Source organism: Burkholderia sp. CpTa8-5 (assembly GCF_017815045.1).
GTDB lineage: Bacteria > Pseudomonadota > Gammaproteobacteria > Burkholderiales > Burkholderiaceae > Burkholderia > Burkholderia sola.
Genome location: NZ_JAGIQD010000002.1, coordinates 575,391 through 599,406 on the forward strand (window position 1 = coordinate 575,391; position 24,016 = coordinate 599,406).

The 24,016-nt window shown below is 65.9% G+C and carries 18 protein-coding genes and 1 tRNA gene; 14 read left to right on the top strand and 5 right to left on the bottom strand.

From position 1 onward, the window contains the following. The first annotated feature begins 100 nt into the window (after positions 1-100). Both J8I35_RS05970 and J8I35_RS05975 read left to right on the top strand, forming a co-directional pair. Positions 101-1,435, top strand: a complete 1,335-nt coding sequence (locus tag J8I35_RS05970) for an NAD(P)/FAD-dependent oxidoreductase (RefSeq protein ID WP_050011340.1) — start codon at positions 101-103, stop codon at positions 1,433-1,435. Between the two features lie 299 nt (positions 1,436-1,734). Continuing rightward, entirely contained in the window at positions 1,735-2,610 is an 876-nt protein-coding gene (locus J8I35_RS05975) for a dienelactone hydrolase family protein (RefSeq protein ID WP_050011339.1), read from the top strand. Positions 2,611-2,664: 54 nt separating this feature from the next. On the opposite strand, the gene J8I35_RS05980 is transcribed toward J8I35_RS05975, so the two are convergent. Next, a complete protein-coding gene (locus J8I35_RS05980) occupies positions 2,665-3,534 on the bottom strand; it encodes a sulfurtransferase (protein WP_050011338.1) in 870 nt (289 codons plus the stop codon). Positions 3,535-3,651: 117 nt separating this feature from the next. Continuing rightward, a complete protein-coding gene (locus J8I35_RS05985; RefSeq protein ID WP_050011337.1) occupies positions 3,652-4,758 on the bottom strand; it encodes an aromatic ring-hydroxylating dioxygenase subunit alpha in 1,107 nt (368 codons plus the stop codon). Between the two features lie 269 nt (positions 4,759-5,027). Here J8I35_RS05985 and J8I35_RS05990 point away from each other — a divergent pair, with 269 nt between their 5' ends. The 4 genes from J8I35_RS05990 (at position 5,028) to folE2 (ending at position 9,151) form a co-directional block, all read left to right on the top strand. Further along, positions 5,028-5,321, top strand: coding sequence for an exodeoxyribonuclease VII small subunit (locus J8I35_RS05990; RefSeq protein WP_006479428.1), 294 nt, complete (start codon positions 5,028-5,030; stop codon positions 5,319-5,321). After that, the gene (locus J8I35_RS05995; protein WP_050011336.1) at positions 5,318-6,202 is read left to right on the top strand and encodes a polyprenyl synthetase family protein; all 885 of its coding nucleotides are present in this window, start codon (positions 5,318-5,320) and stop codon (positions 6,200-6,202) included. The genes J8I35_RS05990 and J8I35_RS05995 overlap by 4 nt, the downstream gene beginning before the upstream one ends. Before the next feature lie 81 nt (positions 6,203-6,283). Then, positions 6,284-8,188 carry a 1-deoxy-D-xylulose-5-phosphate synthase gene (dxs, locus tag J8I35_RS06000; protein WP_209924758.1) on the top strand — a complete coding sequence of 635 codons (1,905 nt, stop codon included), beginning with the start codon at positions 6,284-6,286 and terminating at the stop codon, positions 8,186-8,188. A gap of 153 nt (positions 8,189-8,341) precedes the next feature. After that, positions 8,342-9,151 (top strand): GTP cyclohydrolase FolE2, encoded by an 810-nt coding sequence (gene folE2 / locus J8I35_RS06005; protein WP_050011334.1) that lies wholly within the window; start codon positions 8,342-8,344, stop codon positions 9,149-9,151. Positions 9,152-9,241: 90 nt separating this feature from the next. Here folE2 and tsaD read toward each other — a convergent pair whose 3' ends face one another. Continuing rightward, positions 9,242-10,282: a tRNA (adenosine(37)-N6)-threonylcarbamoyltransferase complex transferase subunit TsaD gene (gene tsaD, locus J8I35_RS06010; RefSeq protein WP_050011333.1), complete on the bottom strand. Its 1,041-nt coding sequence runs from the start codon at positions 10,280-10,282 to the stop codon at positions 9,242-9,244. Between the two features lie 121 nt (positions 10,283-10,403). On the opposite strand from tsaD, the gene J8I35_RS06015 reads away from it, so the two are divergent. From J8I35_RS06015 to J8I35_RS06045, 7 genes are all read left to right on the top strand, one after another. Then, on the top strand, positions 10,404-11,633 hold the full coding sequence (locus J8I35_RS06015; RefSeq protein ID WP_256975831.1) for an NAD(P)/FAD-dependent oxidoreductase: 1,230 nt from the start codon (positions 10,404-10,406) through the stop codon (positions 11,631-11,633). Between the two features lie 105 nt (positions 11,634-11,738). After that, complete coding sequence (rpsU, locus tag J8I35_RS06020; protein WP_006479415.1) at positions 11,739-11,951, top strand: 30S ribosomal protein S21; 213 nt, start codon at positions 11,739-11,741, stop codon at positions 11,949-11,951. A gap of 194 nt (positions 11,952-12,145) precedes the next feature. After that, positions 12,146-12,592, top strand: a complete 447-nt coding sequence (locus J8I35_RS06025; protein WP_050011331.1) for a GatB/YqeY domain-containing protein — start codon at positions 12,146-12,148, stop codon at positions 12,590-12,592. Positions 12,593-12,662: 70 nt separating this feature from the next. Beyond that, entirely contained in the window at positions 12,663-14,537 is a 1,875-nt protein-coding gene (gene dnaG / locus J8I35_RS06030) for a DNA primase (protein WP_209924759.1), read from the top strand. Between the two features lie 88 nt (positions 14,538-14,625). Then, positions 14,626-17,043: an RNA polymerase sigma factor RpoD gene (gene rpoD / locus J8I35_RS06035; protein ID WP_080334133.1), complete on the top strand. Its 2,418-nt coding sequence runs from the start codon at positions 14,626-14,628 to the stop codon at positions 17,041-17,043. A 138-nt stretch (positions 17,044-17,181) separates the two neighbouring features. Next, positions 17,182-17,260: transfer RNA gene (locus J8I35_RS06040), tRNA-Ile, on the top strand. 310 nt (positions 17,261-17,570) lie between these two features. Further along, on the top strand, positions 17,571-19,121 hold the full coding sequence (locus J8I35_RS06045; RefSeq protein WP_209924760.1) for a phospholipase D family protein: 1,551 nt from the start codon (positions 17,571-17,573) through the stop codon (positions 19,119-19,121). Between the two features lie 7 nt (positions 19,122-19,128). On the opposite strand, the gene J8I35_RS06050 is transcribed toward J8I35_RS06045, so the two are convergent. Then, entirely contained in the window at positions 19,129-20,610 is a 1,482-nt protein-coding gene (locus J8I35_RS06050) for a PLP-dependent aminotransferase family protein (RefSeq protein ID WP_209924761.1), read from the bottom strand. Positions 20,611-20,847: 237 nt separating this feature from the next. Here J8I35_RS06050 and J8I35_RS06060 point away from each other — a divergent pair, with 237 nt between their 5' ends. After that, the gene (locus tag J8I35_RS06060) at positions 20,848-21,498 is read left to right on the top strand and encodes a pyridoxamine 5'-phosphate oxidase family protein (RefSeq protein ID WP_089489141.1); all 651 of its coding nucleotides are present in this window, start codon (positions 20,848-20,850) and stop codon (positions 21,496-21,498) included. A 142-nt stretch (positions 21,499-21,640) separates the two neighbouring features. Here J8I35_RS06060 and J8I35_RS06065 read toward each other — a convergent pair whose 3' ends face one another. Next, positions 21,641-23,476: a S53 family peptidase gene (locus J8I35_RS06065; protein WP_124651285.1), complete on the bottom strand. Its 1,836-nt coding sequence runs from the start codon at positions 23,474-23,476 to the stop codon at positions 21,641-21,643. Between the last annotated feature and the right edge of the window lie 540 nt (positions 23,477-24,016).

The window sequence follows — 24,016 nt, forward strand, 5'->3', positions numbered from 1 at the left end:
CATCGATGATGTCCGAACCGGTTAATCCACCGGGCGGCGCGCGTGCATCGCGTTTGCTTCATCCGGCGGCAGCCGTTTCGACTCGCAAAGGGAGAATCAGATGCATCGGATCATCATCGTAGGCGGAGGCGCGGGCGGCCTGGAACTGGCGACGCGGCTCGGCGACCGTTACGGTGCGCGCGGCAATCGTCCCGCGCGTGCGCTCGTCACGCTCGTCGACCGCAATCCGACTCACATCTGGAAACCGCTGCTGCACGAGGTCGCGGCCGGCAGCATGGACCCGTTCACGCAGGAACTCGAATATGCGGCGCAGGCGCGCTGGCACGGCTTCGAGTTCCAGCAGGGCGAGTTGACCGGGCTCGACCGCGCGGCGAAGCGCGTGACGCTGTCGCCGCTCAACGACAGCGACGGCGAGGAACTGTTGCCGGCGCGCGAGCTGGAATACGACACGCTCGTGATCGCGATCGGCAGCACGACCCACTTCTTCGGCGTGCAGGGCGCGCCGGAAAACGCGATCGCACTCGACACGGTCGGGGAGGCCGAACGCTTCCGCAAGCGGCTGATCGCGGCATGCATGCGCGCCGAGCACCAGGCACCGGCGCCCACCGTGCCCGGCGAGTCGGCCGAGCCGCGTATCCAGGTCGTGATCGTCGGCGGCGGCGCGACGGGCGTCGAGCTGTCCGCGGAGCTGCGCAATACCGCGCAGGTGCTGTCCGTGTACGGGCTGCACAAGCTCGATCCGCGCCATGACGTCGGCATCGTGCTGATCGAGTCGGGGCCGCGGATCCTGCCGGCACTGCAGGAGCGCGTGTCGACGGCGACGGCCGAACTGCTCGAAAAGCTCGGCGTGCGGCTGATGCTCGGCGAGCGCGTGACCGAGGTGGCGCCCGGGCTCGTGCATACCGCGAGCGGCAAGGCGGTGCGCGCGGACCTGACGGTCTGGGCGGCCGGCATCAAGGCGCCGTCCGTGCTGTCGCACCTCGACGGCCTTCAGGTCAACAAGCTCGGTCAGCTCGACGTGCGCCGCACACTGCAGACCTTCACCGACGACAACGTGTTCGCACTCGGCGATTGTGCGGCCTGTGCATGGCCGGGCAACGAACGCAACGTGCCGCCGCGCGCGCAGGCGGCGCACCAGCAGGCGAGTTTCCTGCTCAAGGCGATCGGTTGCCGGCTCGAAGGGCGCCCGCAGCCGGAGTTCACGTATCGCGATTTCGGTTCGCTCGTATCGCTCGGTCACTTCAGCGCGGTCGGCAACCTGATGGGCGGGCTGATCGGCGGCAACATGCTGATCGAAGGGCTGTTCGCACGCTTCATGTACATGTCGCTGTACCGGCTGCACATCGCGGCGCTGCACGGTTATCCGCGGATGATGCTCGACACGGTCGCGCACTGGCTGCGGCGCACGACGCTGCCGCGCGTCAAGCTGCACTGATCGCGTCGTCGCGCGGAGCGGGCGGGGAATGCGCATGTCGTGCGTGTTCGCCGCCCGTTTTTCTTTTCGATTCGCGAGGATTCGGTCGCGCGCCGAAGCGCGAGACGTGCCGCCGCGCGTCGTAATCGAGTCTTACACATCCGACAGTTGACGCGACAACGGATTATTGGGCATCTTGTCCGGGTTTTCGTTTGCGGCGGGGTGCCAACCGCCGCGACTTCCGCGCCGCGCGCCGGTGCGATGCCCCGTCATGCCGTATCCGCGATCGTGACGGCGGCGCCCAATCGAGGAGTGCATTCATGTTGAAACCCGAAGTCGACAGCCTGGTCCCCCACGTCCCGTTTTCGCGCCGCAAGTTCATGCAGGCTGCGCTCGGCGGCACCTTCGCGGCGGCCGTGCTGCCCGTGTCGGCGCAGACGGTCACGACCGACAGCGCCGGGCTGGACGTCGACACCATCGAGATCCGCTCGGGCGATGCGAGTATTCCGGCGTATCGCGCCCAGCCGATCGACAAGACGAACCTGCCGGTCGTGATCGTGATCCACGAGATCTTCGGCGTCCACGCGCATATCGCCGACGTGTGCCGGCGCTTCGCGAAGCTCGGCTATCTCGCGATCGCGCCCGACCTGTTCGCCAGGCAGGGCAATGCGGCGAAGTATCCGACGATGAAGGAGCTGTACGACCACATCATCAGCAAGGTGCCGGACCGGCAGGTGACGGAGGATCTCGATGCGACCGCCGCATGGGCCGGCAAGAACGGCGGCGACCTGTCGCGTCTCGGCGTGACGGGGTTCTGCTGGGGTGGCCGCCAGGCATGGCTGTATGCGGAACACAATCCGCACGTGCTGGCCGCCGTCGCGTGGTACGGGTTCGTCGAAGGCAAGACCGACGAGATGACGCCGTTCAATCCGGTCGACCATGCGTCGTTGCTGAAGGTGCCGGTGCTCGGGCTGTATGGCGAGAAGGATCAGAACATCACGCAGGCGTCGCTCGCGGACATGCGCAAGGCGATCCAGGCGAGCGACTCGAAGCGCGCGCGCGAATCGGAGATCGTCGTGTATCCGGATGCCGGTCACGCGTTCTTCGCCGACTACCGGCCGAGTTACGTGAAGGGCGATGCCGAGGACGGCTGGAAGCGCGCGATCGAATGGTTCCACAAGTACGGCGTGATGTAAGCGACGAGCGGCGGCAATGGCCGCCGCATCATCGTCGTCGCGCCGCGCGGGGGCTCAAGGATTCGGGCCGGTCGCGATCGGCCGCGACGGATCGGCGCTCCATTCGCTCCACGAGCCCGGGTACAGCGACGCGCCGTGCAGGCCGGCCACTTCCAGCGCCAGCGCGTTGTGGCATGCGGTGACGCCGGAGCCGCATTGCAGGATCACGCGGTTCGGCTCGGTGCCGGCCAGCACGGTGGTGAATGCCTCGCGCAATTCATGGCCGGTCTTGAAGCGGCCGTCGGCGGTCAGGTTGTCCTTGAAGAAGCGGTTGCGCGCGCCCGGAATGTGGCCGCCCACCCGATCGATCGTTTCGTTTTCGCCGCGATAGCGATCCGGTGCGCGGGCATCGATCACGACGCGCGCGGGCGACGACACGTTCGCGAGCACGGCCGCCGCATCGACGGTCGATTCGAGCGGCGTGGCCGAGCGGAAGTCGCCGGCGGCCGGGTGCGGCACGTCGGTCGTCAGCGGCTGGCCGGCCGCTTCCCAGGCCTGCAGGCCGCCATCGAGCACGGCGACCGAATCGTGGCCGAGCCAGCGCAGCAGCCACCACAGGCGCGCCGCATAGGCGCCGCCTTGCGCGTCGTACGCGACGACCTGCTGACCCTGCTTGAGGCCGCGGCTGGCGAGCAGCGTCGCGAGCGCGTCGCGGGTCGGCAGCGGATGGCGGCCGTTGGTGCCCGTCTTGCGGCCTGACAGGTCGCGATCGAGATGAAGATAGTGCGCGCCGGGGAGGTGACCGGCCGCGTAGGCGGCTTCGCCGGCGCCGGGATCGGCGAGATCGAAGCGGCAGTCGAACAGCGCGACGCTGCCGGGCGCCGCGGCCAGGCGCTCGGCGAGATTGGCGGCGGAGATGAGCGTGGTGTAATGAGTGTGTGGCATGACGACTCCCTGGAGTGCAAATGGCCTGACACTCCAAGTCTAAACAAAAAAAGACGGGCCGAAGCCCGTCTTTTCGTTTGCCGGATGCCGCGCGGCGTCAACGCGCCGCAGCCGCTGTCAGAGGCCGCCGAGGTGGCGGCGCAGGAACTCGTGGAAGTGCTGCATCCCGTCTTCCATCGGGCTCTGGTACGGGCCGACCTGCGACTCGCCGCGGGCCATCAGCGCACGGCGGCCCGCGTCCATCCGCATCGCGATCTCGTCGTCCTCGACGGCCGTTTCCATATAGGCGGCACGCTCGGCCTCGACGAATTCGCGTTCGAACAGCGCGATTTCCTCGGGGTAATAGAACTCGACGATGTTGGTCGTCTTCTGCGGCCCGCGCGGAATCAGCCACGACACGACCAGCACGTGCGGATACCACTCGATCATCAGGCCCGGGTAGTAGACCATCCAGATCGCGCCGAACTCCGGCGGCACGCCGTTGCGGAACTTCAGCACCTGCTCGTGCCATTTCTGGTAAGTCGTGCTGCCCGGTTTCGCGAGGGCGTTGTGCACGCCGACCGTCTGCACGCTGTACCAGTCGCCGAACTCCCATTTGAGATCGTCGCACGACACGAAGCTGCCGAGGCCGGGGTGGAACGGGACGACGTGGTAATCCTCGAGGTAGACCTCGATGAACGTCTTCCAGTTGTAGTCGCACTCGTGCACTTCGACGTGATCGAACTGGTACTCGGCGAAGTCGAAGTGATGCTTCGTGCCGAGGTTCGCGAGATCGCGCGCGACGTTGCGGCCCTCGGCCTCGAACAGCAGCCCCTGCCAGTTCTGCAGCGGGCTCTTGCCGAGGTTCAGGCACGGCTTGTCGGGGAAGTGCGGCGCGCCGAGCAACTGGCCTTCGAGGTCGTACGTCCAGCGGTGCAGCGGACACACGATGTTCTGCGCATGGCCGCGCCCGTTGAGCATGATCGCCTGCCGGTGGCGGCACACGTTCGACAGCAGCTCGATCTGGTTCGTCTGGTTGCGGACCAGCACGCGGCCTTCCTTCTCGGACGGCAGCGCAAAATAGTCTCCCGCCTCGGGCACCATCAACTCGTGCCCGACGTAACGAGGACCTTTCTTGAAGAGGGTTTCGATCTCGCGCTCGAGTAGCGCCTCATCGAAATATGCAGTGACTGGAAGCTGGCTGTGGGCCGACTTCAACTGAAGCGCATCGCTCAGATTGGACATTCCCACTCCCGGTGTTAGCGTGAAAGCAGTGAACAACCCAACCATCGAAAAATCGATTTAGGGAAACGGACAATTATACCCGGTTCGCCCCGCAAGGCTAGGATTAAGTGCCTGATTTGTGTCAATTTTTTGTCGGGCGACCGTCCCAAGGCGCACACTGTGCGTCGTAGATGGGGCCGGAATTGTGCGCGGGCGCCCACGACGGCAGGTCGGAAAATTCTCTTTTGCCGTAGAATGTCCGACTTGTTTTGAAATTTGACACCTCGTCCATGGCGAAAACCGCATCCCCAGGCGCCACGCCGCCCGGCAACGGCACCGAACCGTTGCCGGACAATTACGAGATGGCGCTCGCGGAACTCGAGACGCTGGTTGCCCGGATGGAAGGCGGCGCGTTGAGCCTCGAGGATTCGCTGGCGGCGTATCGCCGCGGTGCGACCCTCGTTGCGTTTTGCCAACAGCAGCTCGAGAAAGTGGAGCAGCAGGTTCGCGTGCTCGACGGCGCGACGCTGAAGCCGCTTTCGTCCGGAACGGCCGCCACGGACGGCGAAGACGACGATCTATGACATTCGAACAATGGATGCGGTCCGTGCTTGACCGTGTCGAGGACGCACTCGGCCACTATCTGCCGGCTGAAACCGCGACGCCCGCGAAACTTCACGAGGCGATGCGCTATGCGGTCCTCGGTGGCGGCAAACGCGTTCGCCCGCTGCTGTGCCATGCAGCAGGCGAACTGACCGGCGCGACCGAAGCGGCGCGCAACGCGGCGGCGGCGGCGCTGGAGATGATCCACGTCTACTCGCTCGTGCACGACGACATGCCGTGCATGGACGACGACGCGCTGCGTCGCGGCAAGCCGACCGTGCACGTACAGTACGACGAACCGACGGCGCTGCTGGTCGGCGACGCGCTGCAGTCGCAGGCGTTCGTCGCGCTGACCGACGCCGATGCGCTGTCGCCGGTGCAGCAAGCGGCGCTGGTGCGCGAGCTGGCGCTCGCGAGCGGCTCGATCGGCATGGCCGGCGGGCAGGCGATCGACCTGGCGAGCGTCGGCCTGAAGCTGACGCGCGAACAGCTCGAGACGATGCACCGGATGAAGACGGGCGCTTTGCTGCGCGCGGCCGTGCGGATGGGCGCGCTGGCCGGCGAGACGCCGTCGGCGGAAACGATGGCCGCGCTGGATGTTTACGCGGGCGCCGTGGGCCTGGCCTTTCAGGTCGTCGACGACATTCTCGACGTCACGACCGATTCGGCGACGCTCGGCAAGACGGCCGGCAAGGACGCGGCGAACGACAAGCCGACCTATGTATCGATCCTCGGTCTCGAGGCGTCGCGCGAGCTGGCAGCGCAGCTGCGCGCCGAAGCGCACGACGCGCTGAAACCGTTCGGCGCACGCGCACAGCGTCTCGCCGAACTTGCCGACCTGGTAGTGAACCGGGTCAGCTGACGCGAAAGCCCGCCGCCGCGCACACGCTACGGTGCGTGCAAAAGAATGCGGGCGCGTTTGATTTCCTACAATGGAACGACGATGTACGACTTGCTGAAAACCATCGACGACCCGGCGGATTTGCGCCGCCTCGATCGTCGCCAACTGCAACCGCTCGCGGATGAACTGCGCGCGTTCGTGCTCGACAGCGTGTCGAAGACGGGCGGCCATTTGTCGTCCAACCTCGGGACGGTCGAGCTGACGATCGCGTTGCACTACGTGTTCAACACGCCGAACGATCGCATCGTCTGGGACGTGGGTCACCAGACCTACCCGCACAAGATCCTGACGGGCCGCCGCGACCAGATGCACTCGCTGCGTCAGCAGGACGGCATCTCGGGTTTCCCGCGCCGTTCGGAGTCGGAATACGACACGTTCGGCACCGCGCACTCGAGCACGTCGATCTCGGCCGCGCTCGGGATGGCGATCGGCAGCCAGCTGAATGGCGACGACCGCTTCTCGATCGCCGTGATCGGCGACGGCGCGATGACGGCCGGCATGGCGTTCGAGGCGATGAACAACGCGGGCGTGTCGGAAGATGCGAAAGTGCTCGTGATCCTGAACGACAACGACATGTCGATCTCGCCGCCGGTCGGCGCGCTGAATCGCCATCTCGCGCGCCTGATGTCGGGCCGCTTCTATGCGGCCGCGCGCGCGGGCGTCGAGCGCGTGCTGAGCGTGGCGCCGCCGGTGCTCGAACTCGCGCGCAAGCTCGAGGAGCACGCGAAGGGCATGGTCGTGCCGGCCACGCTGTTCGAGGAATTCGGCTTCAACTACATCGGCCCGATCGACGGTCACGATCTCGATTCGCTGATCCCGACGCTGCAGAACATCCGCGAACTGCGCGGCCCGCAGTTCCTGCACGTGGTGACGAAGAAAGGCCAGGGCTACAAGCTCGCCGAAGCCGATCCCGTGCTCTATCACGGCCCCGGCAAGTTCAATCCGGCCGAAGGCATCAAGCCGTCGACCACGCCTGCGAAGAAGACGTATACGCAGGTGTTCGGCGAGTGGTTGTGCGACGAAGCCGAGCGCGATACGCGCGTGGTCGGCATCACGCCCGCGATGCGCGAAGGCTCGGGCATGGTCGAATTCGAGAAGCGCTTCAAGGATCGCTACTACGACGTCGGCATCGCCGAGCAGCATGCGGTGACGTTCGCCGGCGGTCTCGCGACCGAAGGGCTGAAGCCCGTCGTCGCGATCTACTCGACGTTCCTGCAACGTGCGTACGACCAGCTGATCCACGACGTCGCGCTGCAGAACCTGCCGGTCGTGTTCGCGATCGACCGCGCGGGCCTCGTCGGCGCGGACGGCGCGACGCATGCGGGCGCGTACGATCTCGCGTTCATGCGCTGCATCCCGAACATGACGATCATGGCCGCATCCGACGAGAACGAATGCCGCCAGATGCTGCACACGGCGCTGCAGCAGCCGAACCCGACCGCGGTGCGCTATCCGCGCGGCGCGGGCACGGGCGTGGCAACGGTGAAGGAATTCACCGAGATCCGGCTCGGCAAGGGCGAAGTGCGGCGCCACACGTCGCAGCCGGAAGGCAAGCGCGTCGCGATCCTCGCGTTCGGCACGATGGTGGCGCCGTCGCTCGCCGCTGCCGAGGAGCTCGATGCAACGGTCGCGAACATGCGCTTCGTGAAGCCGATCGACGCGGCGCTCGTGCGCGAGCTCGCCGAAACGCACGACTACGTCGTCACGGTCGAGGAAGGCTGCGTGATGGGTGGCGCGGGCTCGGCCTGCGTCGAAGCCCTGATGGAGAGTGGGGTTATCCGACCCGTACTACAATTGGGCCTCCCTGACCTGTTCATCGATCATGGCGACCCCGCGAAGCTGCTGTCGCAATGCGGCCTCGACGGCGCGGGCATCGCGAAATCGATTCGCGAACGCTTTCTGAATCCGGCGGCCGATGTCGCCGGTCAGGCGAAGCGCGTCGCGTAAGCTGACGCCGCCCGCGGGCGGCGTCGGTGCGACTGGCGCAACCGGTCTTCATTGATGCGGAAAACATGGGCCTGCGGGCCCATGTTGCTTTTCCGGCCGCCGCATGATGCGGCGTGCGCGTCGTCGGACGCGCGGCTTACAAGGATTGAACAAATGAACCAGATGAATCCCGCCTTCGTGATGCCCGACGTGCAGAGCACGGTGGATATCCGTCAGATCCCGATTCAGCGCGTGGGCGTGAAGGCGGTTCGGCATCCGTTGACGGTGCGTACCGAAAGCGGCGACGTGCAACCGACGGTCGGTGTCTGGAACCTCGACGTCCGTCTGCCGGCCGATCAGAAGGGCACGCACATGTCGCGCTTCGTCGCGCTGCTCGAAGAGAATCGCGCGCCGCTGACGGTCGAGCGCTTCCGCGCGATGCTCGCATCGATGCTCGTGAAGCTCGAAGCCGAGGCCGGCCGCATCGAAGTCACGTTCCCGTACTTCGTGAACAAGACGGCGCCGGTGTCCGGCGTGCAGAGCCTGCTCGACTATGAAGTGACGCTCACGGGCGAAAGCCGCAACGGCGACACGCGCGTGTTCCTGAAGGTGCTCGTGCCGGTGACGAGCCTGTGCCCGTGCTCGAAGAAGATCTCGCAGTACGGCGCGCACAACCAGCGCTCGCACGTGACGATCGATGCGGAGCTGGCCGCCGATCTGCCGGTCGAGGCGCTGATCCGCATCGCGGAAGAGGAAGCGTCGTGCGAACTGTGGGGGCTGCTGAAGCGTCCGGACGAGAAGTTCGTCACCGAGCGTGCGTACGAGAACCCGAAGTTCGTCGAGGATCTCGTGCGTGACGTCGCGCAACGTCTCGATGCGGACGAGCGCGTGATCGCGTACGTGCTCGAAGCCGAGAACTTCGAGTCGATCCACAATCACAGCGCGTATGCGCTGATCGAGCGCGACAAGCGGCACGCTGCATAACGCCGCGGCGTTATGTCGCGCCAATGACGAAGGCCGCTCGAAACCGAGCGGCCTTTTCGTTTTCCTGCCTGGGGCGTTGCGTGGCGCGATTCAGCTTGCGAGCGACGCGAGATCCCAGCGCGGTTTCACCGTGAATGCGTAATCGGCATTCGCCTGTTCAGGCCAGCGGCCGAGCCGCAGCGCGCCCGCGAGCGCGATCATCGCGCCGTTGTCGGTGCACAGTGCGAGATCGGGGTAGTGCACGTCGAAGCCGCGCTTGGCCGCGGCCGCCGACAGTGCCGCGCGCAACTGGCGGTTCGCGCCGACGCCGCCCGCGACCACGAGGCGCTTGAGCTTCGTCCGCTTCAGCGCGGCGAGCGACTTCGCGACGAGCACGTCGACGGCCGCATCGACGAAGCCGCGTGCCAGATCGGCCTTCGCGCGTTCGAGTGCTTCGCCGTCGAGCTTCGCCGCTTCGAATTTCTTCATCTGCGTGAGCACGGCCGTCTTCAGGCCGCTGAAGCTGAAGTCGAGATCGCCCGAATGCAGCATCGGGCGCGGCAGCACGACCGCGCCCGGCGTGCCCGTTTCGGCGAGCTTCGAGACTTCCGGGCCGCCCGGGTAGCCGAGGCCGATCAGTTTCGCGGTCTTGTCGAACGCTTCGCCGGCCGCGTCGTCGAGCGTTTCGCCGAGCGTCTCGTACACGCCGACGTCGGTCACGCGCATCAACTGCGTGTGGCCGCCGGAAACCAGCAGCGCGACGAACGGGAACGGCGGCGGCGCGTCGACCAGCAACGGCGACAGCAGGTGGCCTTCGAGATGATGGATGCCGACGGTCGGCTTGTTCCACGCGAGCGCGAGCGCATTCGCGATGCTCGCGCCGACCAGCAGCGCGCCCGCGAGGCCGGGGCCCTGCGTGAACGCGATCGCGTCGATGTCGTCGCGGCGCGTGCCGCTTTGCGCCATGACTTCCTCGAGCAGCGGCAGCGCGCGGCGGATATGGTCGCGCGACGCGAGTTCGGGCACGACGCCGCCGTATTCGCGATGCATCGCGATCTGCGAATGGAGCGCGTGCGCGAGCAGGCCGCGCTGCGTGTCGTAGAGCGCGAGGCCGGTTTCGTCGCAGGAGCTTTCGATGCCGAGAACGAGCATGGGTGAGGGCAGGGCGCGCCGATTCGGACGCGCCGCGGGTAGGTCGACGTAACCCGAAATTATAGCAGGCGGGGGCTCGCCGCCGCCGCGGGCGGCCCGGGCCCGAGGCCGGGCAGGTACAATCCGCGCCATGGAAACTTATGACATCGCCGTGATCGGCGCGGGCGCCGCCGGCATGATGAGCGCCGCGGTCGCCGGGCAGCTCGGCCGCCGCGTCGTGCTGATCGATCACGCGCCGCGGCTCGCCGAGAAAATCCGCATCTCGGGCGGCGGCCGCTGCAACTTCACGAACCTGTACGCTGGCCCCGACAACTACCTGTCGTCGAATCCGCATTTCGCGCGCTCGGCGTTGGCGCGCTATACGCCGCGCGACTTTCTCGGGCTGCTCAAGCGCCATCACGTGACCTGGCACGAAAAGCACAAGGGCCAGCTCTTTTGCGACCACGGCAGCGACGCGATCATCGACGTGCTGAAGCACGAGTGCGACGCGGGCGGCATCGCGTGGCGCCGGCCCGTCGTCGTCGACGCGGTGCGCCATGCGCCGGCCGACGGCTTTACGCTCGACACGCAGCAGGCCGGCCCGATCGGCGCACGCGCACTGATCGTCGCGACCGGCGGCCTGTCGATCCCGAAGATCGGCGCGACCGACTTCGGCTACCGGCTCGCGAAGCAGTTCGGCCACAAGCTCGTCGATACGCGGCCCGCGCTCGTGCCGCTGACGTTCGCGCCGCAGGACTGGGCGCCGTTCGCGCCGCTGTCCGGCGTATCGCTCGAAGTACGCGTATCGACCGGCGACAAAAAGCGCGGCGGCGAATTCGTCGAGGACCTGCTGCTGACCCATCGCGGGCTGTCCGGGCCCGGCATCCTGCAGATCTCGAGCTACTGGCAGCCCGGCGATCCGATCCGCGTCGACCTGCTGCCGCAGCGCGACACGGTGGCCGACCTGCTCGACGCGAAACGCACGTCGAAGCGCCAGATCGGTTCGCTGCTCGCCGACTGGGTGCCGTCGCGCCTCGCGCATGCGTGGCTCGACACGCATCGCGTCGCGGCCGACGCGCGGCTCGCGGACCTGCCCGACAAGACGCTGCGCCAGATCGGCGACGCGCTGTCCGGCTGGACGCTGACGCCGAACGGCACCGAGGGCTACAAGAAGGCCGAAGTGACGAAGGGCGGAGTCGATACGCGCGAGCTGTCGTCGGCGACGATGATGAGCGCGCGCGTGCCTGGGCTGTTCTTCGTCGGCGAGGCGGTGGACGTGACGGGCTGGCTCGGCGGCTACAACTTCCAGTGGGCGTGGGCGTCCGGCACGGCGGCCGGGCAGGCCGCGGCCGAGTATGCGCGAGGCGCCTGACGCGCCGGCCGGCACGGTTCTGGCGGGGGTGGGGTCCGTGCCTTTGACCCATCGCTCTGCTATACTCGGTAGTCTTTCCCTGCAAACCTTTATTCGTGTCGGATCATGACGATCATTCGCGTTAAAGAGAACGAGCCGTTCGAAGTTGCAATGCGTCGCTTCAAGCGCACGATCGAGAAGAATGGTCTGTTGACCGAGCTTCGTGCGCGTGAGTTTTACGAGAAGCCGACCGCAGAACGCAAGCGCAAGAAGGCCGCTGCGGTGAAGCGTCATTACAAGCGTATTCGCAGCCAGACGCTGCCGAAGAAGCTGTACTGAACGATTGGGCGCCGCGCGGTTCACTGAGCGGCGCACCGGCGACTCCGTGCGATCGGGTCCGGTCGCGCAGCCGATCAGGCGGCGAGTCGCCGATGCCGGATTCGAGCAACCCGCTTGAGACACTGTCCCAAGCGGGTTTTTGTGTTGACGCCCATTTGCGGGCGTCGGTTTCACGTTTCCATCCCGGGTGAAAGATGAGTTTGAAAGAGCAGATCAGCGAAGACATGAAGGCCGCGATGCGCGCGAAGGAAAGCGAGCGCCTGGCAACGATTCGCCTGCTGATGGCCGCGATCAAGCAGCGCGAAGTCGATGACCGGGTCACGCTCGACGACGCGGGCATCACGGCCGTGATCGACAAGATGATCAAGCAGCGCAAGGATTCGATCAGCCAGTTCCAGGCGGCCGGCCGCGACGATCTGGTTGCGAAGGAGCAGGCCGAGCTGGCCGTGCTGGGCGGCTACATGCCCGCGCAACTGTCGGACGCCGAAGTGGCGGCCGAGGTCCAGGCGGCGGTCGCGCAAACCGGCGCAGCCGGCCCGCAGGACATGGGCAAGGTGATGGGCGTGCTGAAGGGCAAGCTCGCCGGCCGTGCCGACATGACGGCCGTTTCCGCGCAGGTCAAGGCCGCGCTCACGAAGTAAAACCCGTTCCCGGCGCGCCCAGCGATGCGTGCGCCGGGCGTCGTATTGTCTTTTTTCGCTCGATCCCACGGTGATTCCGCATTCGTTCCTGCAGGATTTGCTGAACCGCGTCGATATCGTCGACGTGGTGGGCCGGTACGTGCAGCTCAAGAAGGGCGGCGCCAACTTCATGGGGCTGTGCCCGTTCCATAACGAGAAGAGTCCGTCGTTTACCGTCAGCCCGACCAAGCAGTTCTATCACTGCTTCGGTTGCGGTGCGCACGGCACGGCGATCGGCTTCCTGATGGAACACGCGGGGCTCACGTTCCCGGAAGCCGTGCAGGAACTCGCGCAATCCGTCGGGCTGACCGTGCCGCACGAGCCGTCGATGCGCGGCGGTGGGGGCGGAGGCGGGGGCGGCGACTATCTGGCGCCCGTGTCGAAATCGGTGGCGACCGCGCTGTCCGACGCGATGACCGCGGCGTGCGACTACTACCGCAAGCAGTTGCGCGGCGCGACCGTCGCGATCCAGTACCTGAAGAACCGGGGCCTGACCGGCGAGATCGCCGCGCGCTTCGGTCTCGGCTATGCGCCGGACGGCTGGCAGAACCTCGAAGCCGCGTTCCCCGACTATCGCGACGAGTCGCTCGTCGAGGCGGGGCTCGTGATCGTCAGCGAGAAAACCGACGCGCAGGGCGTCGCGCGCCGCTACGACCGGTTCCGCGAGCGGATCATGTTCCCGATCCGCAACGTGAAGGGGCAGGTGATCGGTTTCGGCGGCCGCGTGCTCGGCAGCGGCGAGCCGAAGTACCTGAACTCGCCGGAAACGCCGCTGTTCAACAAGGGCAGCGAGCTGTACGGGCTGTTCGAGGCGCGGCTCGCGATTCGCGAGCGCAAGTACGTGCTGGTCGTCGAAGGCTACATGGACGTCGTCGCGCTCGCGCAGCTCGGCTTTCCGAACGCGGTCGCGACGCTCGGTACCGCGTGCACGCCGATTCACGTGCAGAAGCTGCTGCGACAGACCGACACCGTCATTTTCAGTTTCGACGGCGATTCGGCCGGGCGGCGCGCGGCCCGGCGCGCGCTCGAGGCGTGCCTGCCGCATGCGGGCGACAACCGGACGATCCGGTTCCTTTTTCTGCCGACCGAGCACGATCCGGACAGCTACGTGCGCGAGTTCGGCGCGGACGCGTTCTCCGAGCAGGTCGAACGCGCAATGCCGCTGTCGCAATTTCTGTTGAACGAAGCCATTGCCGGCAAGGCGCTCGATCAGCCGGAAGGCCGCGCGAAGGCCCTGTTCGATGCGAAGCCGCTGTTGCAGGCGCTGCCCGCGAACGCGTTGCGCGCGCAGATCATGCACATGTTCGCCGATCGCCTCGATATCCCGTTCGAGGAGGTCGCGGCGCTGTCGGACGTCGATACGCGTATCGCGGCGCCGCCGCGTCAGGCGCCCGCGCGCAGCGAGCGGCGTCGCGTGACGGACAGCGAAAAGCGCGCGCTGCGCACGCTGGTGATGCATCCGCGCATCGCATCGCAGCTCGACGACGAACAGATTGCGACCCTGCGCGCGCTGCCGCGCATCGGCGAATTGTTCGCGGAAGTCGTCGATCATGCGCGTGCGCTGGGCGACGGCGCGGAGTTCCGGCTGCTGTCGGATGTCCTGAGGACGTCCTCGAATGGGGCGACTTACGAGGAAATCTTCCGCGAAATTCTGGACTATGATGAAAACGTCCGCGATTTGCTGTTACAGAATCCGGAAGACGAGACGGTGCCCGAACGGCAGCGTGAGCAGGAGCGGATTGCGGGGGAGGAGCTGCAGGCAGCTGTGCTCAAGATGCGCTACGACGCCTGCTGCGACCGGCTGGACAGGCTGGCGCGGCAATCCACCTTCACCCCCGAGGAACTGGCCGAATTGACGGAATTGAACCAGCAGCGAACCGACATGAAGCGTCGGCTCGGGCTGTAGGCGGCCGGGGCGCTTAGAGAGGGCTCCCCAGCGTGCTATAATATAAGGTTTCCAGCGGTTTGTTTTCCAAGCAGAGGCGAGAATCGCGATGGCAAAGACGACAGGCGGAAAGAAAGCAACGGGCAAGGGCTCGACGGAGCCGACCAAAAAGGTCACAGCGGCCAAGTCTGCTTCTTCCACCAGGACAACGTCTTCAGCCACGTCAGCCCCTGCAGGAAAGAAAACCGCGGCCGGCACTGCTCAGGCTGCGCCGGCGCCGGCAGCCAGAACACGGGCTGCCGCCAGACCCGACTCCGGGCCGGCCAAGCCGGCGGCGAAGCGGGCAAGTGCGAAAAGCGCAAGGGACACGACTGCCGACGCGGACGAAACGGCAGTACGTACTACTCATGCACCCACGGTTCAACCGGCTGTCGTCCAGCAGCCGCGAGTCGATATAGCCGGTACGGCGAACTCCATGACCAAAAAGCTGAACGAAGTATCCGTCGAAGACGACGCAAATCAGAGCGACGAGCAGCCCGCAGCCGCGGCTGCACCGGGCAAGTCCAAGGTGCGCGATCGTCGCGCCAAGGAAAAGGCGCTGCTGAAGGAAGCGTTCGCGACGAGCACGCCGGGCACGGCCGAGGAGCTCGAAGAGCGCCGCGTGAAACTGCGCGCGCTGATCAAGCTCGGCAAGGAGCGCGGCTTCCTCACGTACGCCGAAATCAACGACCACCTGCCGGACAACTTCACCGAGACCGAAGCCCTCGAGGGCATCATCGGCACGTTCAACGACATGGGCGTGGCGGTTTACGAGCAGGCGCCGGACGCGGAAACGCTGCTCCTGAACGACAACGCGCCCGCCGCGTCGTCGGACGATGAAGTCGAGGAGGAAGCGGAAGTCGCGCTGTCCACCGTCGATTCGGAATTCGGCCGCACGACCGATCCGGTCCGGATGTACATGCGCGAGATGGGCACGGTCGAACTGCTCACGCGCGAAGGCGAAATCGAGATCGCGAAGCGGATCGAGGACGGCCTGCGCCACATGGTGATGGCCATCTCCGCGTGCCCGACGACGATCGCCGACATCCTCGCGATGGCCGAACGCGTCGCGAACGAAGAGATCCGCGTCGACGAGCTCGTCGACGGCCTGCTCGATCCGAATGCTTCGGACTCCGCCGATACGGACGGCTTCTCCGCGAAGGAAGCGGAAGCCATCGAGAACGAGGATGAGGAAGCCGAAGAGGAAGAGGAAGAAGAGGAAGAGGAGGAAGACGACGGCGCCGCGCAGGCATCGGCGAACGCCGCCCAACTCGAAGCCCTCAAGCGTGCGTCGCTCGAGAAGTTCTCGCAGATCAGCGAGTGGTTCGACAAGATGCGCCGCGCGTTCGAGAAGGAAGGCTACAAGTCGAAGGCCTACCTGAAGGCGCAGGAAACGATCCAGACCGAACTGATGACGATCCGCTTCACCGCGCGTACCGTCGAGCGTCTGTGCGACACGCTGCGTGCGCAAGTGGACGAAGTGCGTCAGGTCGAGCGTCAGATCCTGCACATCGTCGTCGACAAGTGCGGCATGCCGCGTTCGGAATTCATCGCACGCTTCCCGGGCAACGAGACGGATCTCGACTGGGCGGAGAAGATCACCGCGGAAGGCCATTCGTACAGCGCGGTGCTGTCGCGTAACGTCCCGGCGATCCGCGAACAGCAGCAGCGCCTGCTCGACCTGCAGGCGCGCGTCGTGCTGCCGCTGAAGGACCTGAAGGAAACCAACCGCCAGATGGCGGCCGGCGAACTGAAGGCACGTCAGGCGAAGCGCGAAATGACCGAGGCGAACCTGCGTCTCGTGATCTCGATCGCGAAGAAGTACACGAACCGCGGCCTGCAGTTCCTCGACCTGATCCAGGAAGGCAACATCGGCCTGATGAAGGCAGTGGACAAGTTCGAATACCGTCGCGGCTACAAGTTCTCGACCTATGCGACGTGGTGGATCCGTCAGGCCATCACGCGCTCGATCGCGGACCAGGCGCGCACGATCCGTATTCCGGTTCACATGATCGAAACGATCAACAAGATGAACCGCATCTCGCGGCAGATCCTGCAGGAAACCGGTCTCGAGCCGGATCCGGCCACGCTCGCCGAGAAGATGGAGATGCCGGAAGACAAGATCCGCAAGATCATGAAGATCGCGAAGGAGCCGATCTCGATGGAAACGCCGATCGGCGACGACGACGATTCCCATCTCGGCGACTTCATCGAGGACACCAACACGGTCGCGCCGGCGGATGCCGCGCTGCATGCCAGCATGCGCGACGTCGTGAAGGACGTGCTCGATTCGCTGACGCCGCGCGAGGCGAAGGTGCTGCGGATGCGTTTCGGTATCGAGATGAGCACCGATCACACGCTCGAGGAAGTCGGCAAGCAGTTCGACGTCACGCGCGAGCGGATCCGTCAGATCGAGGCCAAGGCGCTGCGCAAGCTGCGTCACCCGAGCCGTTCCGACAAGCTGAAGTCGTTCCTCGAAGGGAACTGATTTCCAGCGTCTCTGCCACGAACGCCGCCGGTGTCCGCATGATGCCGGTGGCGTTTGTTCCCTCTGTCGTCTTTGTTGTTACAATGCCGGCCCGGCCTCGTTGCCGGGGTGGCGTGTAGCACGCTTTGCTTCTCGTCTGGGCCCCTAGCTCATGCTTGGTTAGAGCAGCGAACTCATAATTCGTTGGTGCCGGGTTCGACTCCCGGGGGGCCCACCAGATTCGCTTCCACGGTTGTCCGGGGGAAGCCGCGAAACCCGCGATGCCGCACGGCGTCGCGGGTTTTTCTTTTGGGGCGCGGGACGCATGTGTCGACCGTATTGAACGCGTTCGCGCCGGCGCCGCCTGTCGCATCTTCGCCACCGCGGAAACACGGAAAGCGTGCGGCCCCGATATCAATCGAAGTATGCTGTGGCGCGATCCGGTCGCACGCTGCTCCGTCGCGCGCGCACCGATGACCCGCGCCGCGCTCCGTCCGGCAGCCAGAACAAACACAATCCGACTTCGCCCGACAGTGGGGGCGGCCAACATGATCATGCTGCGTTCGTGGGGTGCGATTCTGTCGTTGTTGATGCTTGTCGCGTGCGCGAGCCTGCCGCCGCAGGCCGACCGTGCGCCGACGCATGCATTCAGCGATACCGACGATACGCGCCTCGGCGCGGCATTTCGCCAGCAGGCTGCCGCGCATCCGGGGCAGGACGCGTTTCATTTGCTGACCGATCCGGTCGACGCGCTGGACGCGCGCGTGCTGCTCGCCGACCGCGCCGATCGCTCGCTGGACCTTCAGTACTACATCTGGCACGACGACCTGACCGGCCACGAACTGGCCGATGCGGTCATGCGCGCGGCCGATCGCGGCGTGCGCGTGCGCGCGCTGCTCGACGATCTCGGCACCAACGCGGACGACCGCAAGCTGCTCGAGATCAGCGCGCATCCGAACATCGAGATCCGGCTGTTCAATCCAGTGGCCACGCGCCGGTTCAAGAAGATCGGCACCGTATTCGAGTTCTCGCGCGTCAACCGGCGCATGCACAACAAGGCGATGATCGCGGACAACCAGGCGGCGATCGTCGGCGGTCGCAATATCGGCGATGAATATTTCGGCGCATCGTCGATGCTGGAATTCGGCGATCTCGACGTCGTCGTTCACGGCCCGGTCGTGAAGGACATCTCGACCGAATTCGATACGTTCTGGAATTCGCCGTATGCGTATCCGGTCGATACGCTGGTCGGGCACGATGCGGCGCCGGGCGGGCTCGACCGCGAGCGCGAACGGTTGCGCGACTACCTGAGGGCGATGGAAGACAATCCGTACGTGCTCGAGGCCCGGCAGCGGCTCGACCGGATCGTTCACGGGCAGGGCACCGAATTGTCGTGGGGGCATGCGACGGTGCTGTACGACGATCCGTCGAAGATCGCGCACCCGCCGAAGGACCGCGACGGGCACCTGATGCCGCAGTTGCGTGCGCTCGCGTTGCAGCCGCAGCACGACCTGCTGATCGTGTCGCCGTATTTCGTGCCGGGCAAGGATGCCGTAGAACGGCTGCGCGCGCTCGTGGCGCGCGGCGTGCGCGTGACGGTGCTGACCAATTCGCTCGCGTCGACCGACGTGGCGGCCGTGCATGCCGGCTACCGCCGCTATCGAAGCGATCTGGTGAACGCGGGCGTGCGGCTTTACGAGCGCCGGCCGTCGGGCGACAAGAGCATTTCGAAGCAGGTCATCATCGGCTCGTCGCGTGCGTCGCTGCATGCGAAGACCTACGTGTTCGATCACACGAGCATTTTCATCGGGTCGATGAATCTCGATCCACGCTCGCTGAACCTCAATACGGAGATCGGCCTTTACTGCGAGAGCCCGGCGATCGCATCCCAGGTGGCCAACGATCTGGAAGCGCGGCTCGACCAGATCGCATGGCGCGTGGAAGCGAGAACCGACGCGGCTGGCAAAGGGCGGCTCACGTGGGTTCAGACGGACGCGGACGGGAAGGTCACCGAGATCGACCACGAGCCGGAGGTATCCGCCGGGCGGCGGATGGAAGTGTGGTTCCTCGGGCTGTTTCCGATCGAATCGCAACTGTGAGCGATGCTCAGCGCCGCGCGCGGCGGTGCTGGTCGATGATGGCTGCGAACTGCATCGCGGCTGTCTCGATCGTCGCGTCGCTCAGCCCTGAATAGCCGAGCACGAAGCCGTTGTAGCGGCGGCCGTTGCCGCGGCGGCCGTCGCCGATGCAGTAGCTGCTCAGCGGTTGCAGCAGCAAGCCATGGGCGGCGGCAGTGCGCGCGACGTCGGTATCGTGCAGCGGCATCGCGAGATCCGCGGAAAGATGCATGCCGCCCGGGCTTTCCCGCACGCTCAGCGACGTGCCGAGATGGCGGGCGAGCGCCGCTTCGAGGCTGCTGCGCCGGTCCGCATAGCGCGCCCGCATCTTCCGCAGATGCCGCGCAAATAGGCCGGTATCGATGAATTCAGCCATCGCCAGCTGGTCGGCCGGGTGACCGCGATGGACGAGTTCGCGCAGCGTTCGGGTGAAGCGTTCGACCAGCACCGGCGGCACCACCATGAAACCGAGCCGCAGCGCCGGAAACATCGTCTTGCTGAACGTGCCGAGATAGCACACCGGCGCGTCCGCCTGTAGGCCCTGGATCGCGGGCAGCGGCTGGCCGCCGCGACGGAACTCGCTGTCGTAGTCGTCCTCGATGATCCACGCGCCGCATGCACGGGCATGCTCGACGAGCGCCGCGCGCCGCCGGGGGCTCATCAGCGTGCCGAGCGGGTACTGGTGCGATGGTGTCGTATAGATCAGCCGGGGCGGGTGGGTGCGCCACTGCGCGTCGGTTGGCGCCATGCCCTCGCGATCGACCTCGATCGGCACGGGAGTCAGGCCGGTCGAGCGGAACGCAGTCCTCGCGCCGTTGTAGCAAGGGTTCTCGAGCCAGCCGTATTCGCCGGGATTCGCCAGCATCCGCGCGCACAGTTCGAGGCTGCCCTGCGTGCCGTCGGTGATGAATACCTGGTCCGTGTCGCAGCGCACGCCGCGCGACACGCGGATATACGCGGCCGCCGCGCGCCGCAGTTCGGGCAGTCCTTCGACCGGTCCGTACGCCAGCCGGGCGGGCGTGATGGTCTTCCACGCGCGCTCGATGCAACGGCGCCACTGGGCAACCGGGAATTCGTCGAGGGACGGGAGGCCGGGAACGAACGGCAACATGCGTTCGGGCTCGGGATCGGCGTTCTCCAACCCTTGCACGCGCGCCGACAGGTGAACCGGCGCAGGGCCGTCTTGCTGTCCGGCGCCCGGGCGGCCGCATCCGTCCCATCGCGTGATCGTGCCATTGCGCGTGGCCGCCACGAAGCCTTCCTCGGCCAGGCGCTCATACGCATAGACCGCGGAATTGCGCGCGATGCCCAGCTCGGCCGCGAGCACGCGCGTCGACGCGAGCCGCGTGCCGGGCGGAAGCTGCCCGTCCAGCAGCATGTCGCGCAGGCTCCGGTAGAGCGCTTCCTGCTGGCTATGGGTTGTCGCGCCGTCCTGTCTGGCAAGCGATGAGATGAGCAGCGCGAGATCCATGGGCTGGTTCCAGAAATTTTCCTTGTGCTGGTTCTTTCGAAGACGCGTCGCGCGTCGTATCGTTCATGCTTGCGCGGCGCAGGCCGGTTCGCACACATGGCTGGCGATCGGCGCAACTCGCGGTGTGCGCGTATTTTGCTCGATTCGGCGCGCGACTGTCGATGGGCGGGGCAACCACGCGCTGAGACACGGATACGGCACGATGCCGATACAATTCATTTCGCAGTACAGATATATATGAGCAACCAGACCACTCTCTCTTCCACGCCGCGCACGACCATTCGCCGTCTGCCTGAACTGGCGAGTCGCGATCGCACGATGCTCTACCGCATCGTGGACGACGCGTACGTCTGTCACATCGCGTTCGGCGACGGGCAGAACACGCACTGCATCCCGACCGCACACTGGAGGACGGGCGATGCGCTCTATATCCACGGGTCCAACGGCAGCCGAATGATCAAGGCGCTGTCGGTCGGCGCGCAGGCTTGCGTCGCGATGACGCTGCTGGACGGTCTCGTGCTGGCCAGGTCCGCCTTCAACCATTCGATGAATTATCGATCGGCGGTGATCTACGGGCCGTTCGACGTGGTCGAAGGCAGTGAGGAAAAACTCGCCGCGCTGGATGCGTTGATGGACAAGATCGCGCCGGGCCGCAAGCATGAAGCGCGGCCGGGCAATTCGAAGGAAATCAATGCGACCAGCGTGCTGCGGATTTCGATGGCGGAAGCGGCCGTGAAAATCAGCGATTCGCTGCCGTCCGACAAGGAAGAGGATCTCGGGCTGGCGGTGTGGGCCGGGATCCTGCCGCTGAAGACGATACGCGGCGCGCCGGTGCATGCGGGCGGCACCGTGCCGGTGCCGGATTATGTCCGGGACTGGGCCGATTGAGCGACGCGGCGGGGCTCGCATCGGAGAGGCGAGATGACGCCGCATGCAGAAAACCCGCGATGGCTTCGCAGCCTTCGCGGGTCGTCAGACGCGGTTGCGTACGATACGTCGCGCTTGCGCAACCGCAACGGTCAGCGACTCATCAGCGCGCGAAATCCGACGTGGTCTGGATGAACGCGTTCAGCTTCGAGATGTTCACGCTGCCGAAGCCCGTCGTCGCATCCCAGCCGGCCTTCGCCTTGTAGCCGTAGGTGCCGCTGCCGTTGTTGCCGGACGTGACGTCGTGCAGCAGCGCCGCGTTGGTCGGGAAGTACTTGTAGATGCTCGATGCGGGGAACCCGAGCGCATTGTTGTTGGCCGACTGCAGCCGCGCCCAGATGCCCGTGAAGATCGGCGCGGCGAGGCTCGTGCCGCCTTCGTTGTTCAGGTACCCCGAGCCCCACAGCGTGTCGGACGTCTGACCGTTCACGACGAGAATCGCACCCGTGCGCAGGTCGGCGTCGAAGCCGACGTCGGGCAGCGCACGCTTGGTCGAGCCGGTGAGGGTCGACGATTGCCACGTCGGCGCGGCCTCGTACTTGCTGTACCCGCCGCCCGTCGACCACACGGTGCCCGACTGCCAGCTCGGATCGTTCCAGACGATTTCGCTGTTGTACGCATTGGTCGACGTATTCGTGAACAGCGTCGTGCCGCCGACGGCGATCACATACGGCGACGTGGCCGGCTCGCTCACCGTGTAGGTCGAGCGCGACGGCTTGCCGCTCGCGCATTCGTACGCGCCGTGATCGCCGGCGGACACCGAGAAGGTCTGCCCTTGCGCGACCGCCTGCTTGAAGATGGTGTCGTCGGTCGCCTGCGAGCCGGTGCTGTACGCGGACGATTCGCACACGCCGAGCGATACGTTGATCACCTTCGCGACGTTGTCGGTCACGGCCTTGTTGTACGCGGCGGTGATCGCGGTGAGCGTCATCGACGGCGCGACGTAGAACACGACCTGCTTCACGCTGCCGCCGGCCGTGCCGACGATTGACTGGCTGTCGAGGTTCCACTCGACGGTGCCGTCGGTGTCGGTGTACGAGCTGCCGGCCGGGCCCGTCTTCACGATGCTGCTGCTGATCGTGCCGAGGCCGTTGTTCGCGGCGAACGTATTGAGGTCGCTCACCGTCTGCGACAGATCGCCTTCGGAGATGATGCCGACCGTGGTCTGCGAAGCCGTCGGCGTGCCGTCGCCGCCGTAGATCGACGAGAACTCGGTAGGGTTGTGCGGCACCGCGGACGCGCCGGCCGGGATCGTCAGGTTGCTGGTGTTGCCTTGCGGCGTGCCGCCCGCGCCCGTATGCACGAGCTCGACGTTCTGCAGGCCGAGCACCGCGCCGACGACGTTGCCGATCGCGTTCGGCACTTGCGCGGCGTCGGTGTTCGCATAGACGCTGCGGCCGTTGCGCGTGAAGCGCTTGAGGGTCGTGCGGAATGCGGACTGGACGGTCCCCGCGGTGCCGGACGCGGAGACCAGCAGCCGGTTCGGCGCGACCACGATATTCACGAAGCCGGCCTTGCGCAGGTGGGCGACGACGGACGCGACCTGCTGGTCGGTCGGTGCGTATTGCGCGGCGAATTGCGCAGGCGTGAGGAACTGCCGGTAGTGCGGCGAGCCGGGCGTGTGCAGGTCGCGCAGGTATTGGTCGAGCTGGGCTTCGTTGCGCAGGTTCAGCCCGAGCACGATGTCCACCGATTCGCCGGGCGCCATGTCGATAGCCGACGCGGCAGCGGCTGCCGTGCTCGCGGCGGGCGCGCCGGCCGTGCCGGCTTCGTTCTGCTGCACGAGCGGCAGGAACCCTTTGGTGCGCGTTTCCGTCCAGCCGGCCGCAGGCGCGGCATGGGCGGTCGCCATGCCGAACGAAGCGGCGGCGGCCGCGGCGGCGAGTGCGAGATTGACGGCGCGAATGTGCTTTTGTTTCTTGTTTGCAACCTGATTCATTTGAATTACCCCTCCGGTTGAACAACGAACGGCACGAACAACAACGGTCGACAGCGGCGCGGGTCATGCACCGCCGTTTTCTGTCGCATACGGGCGGATGGCACGGACGCGACAGGGCCTTTCGCCCGATCCGGAAAGCGGGTTTTCTCCGGAGGCGAAATACGGAAAACGCGGTAACGGGAAGGCTGCGCCGCAGGGCGGGGCAGTCGCGCCGGAGTCGGCGCGGGCGGGATTGCTAGAGCAACAGCTTCGTTGTCCTGCTCATTTGATTCGGTCCTTCGGCCCGCTGCCGGATGGCAGCCGTCCAGTGAAATGCATCGGGATACTGCACGCGCCGGCGGACGAACGAATCATTCGGCGGCGCGTACTTCGGTGCAGCGGAAGCGAAAAAATGTAGAGCGGAATCGATTGCGTGGCGGGCAATCCGTCGGATTGCTTGCATCGGACGGTATCAAGAACGAAAGCGCGATGTCAAACTTTTTCTGATTATATGAAACAAAATTAAATCGAATAAGGCGCAATAATTTTGAAAGATCGGCG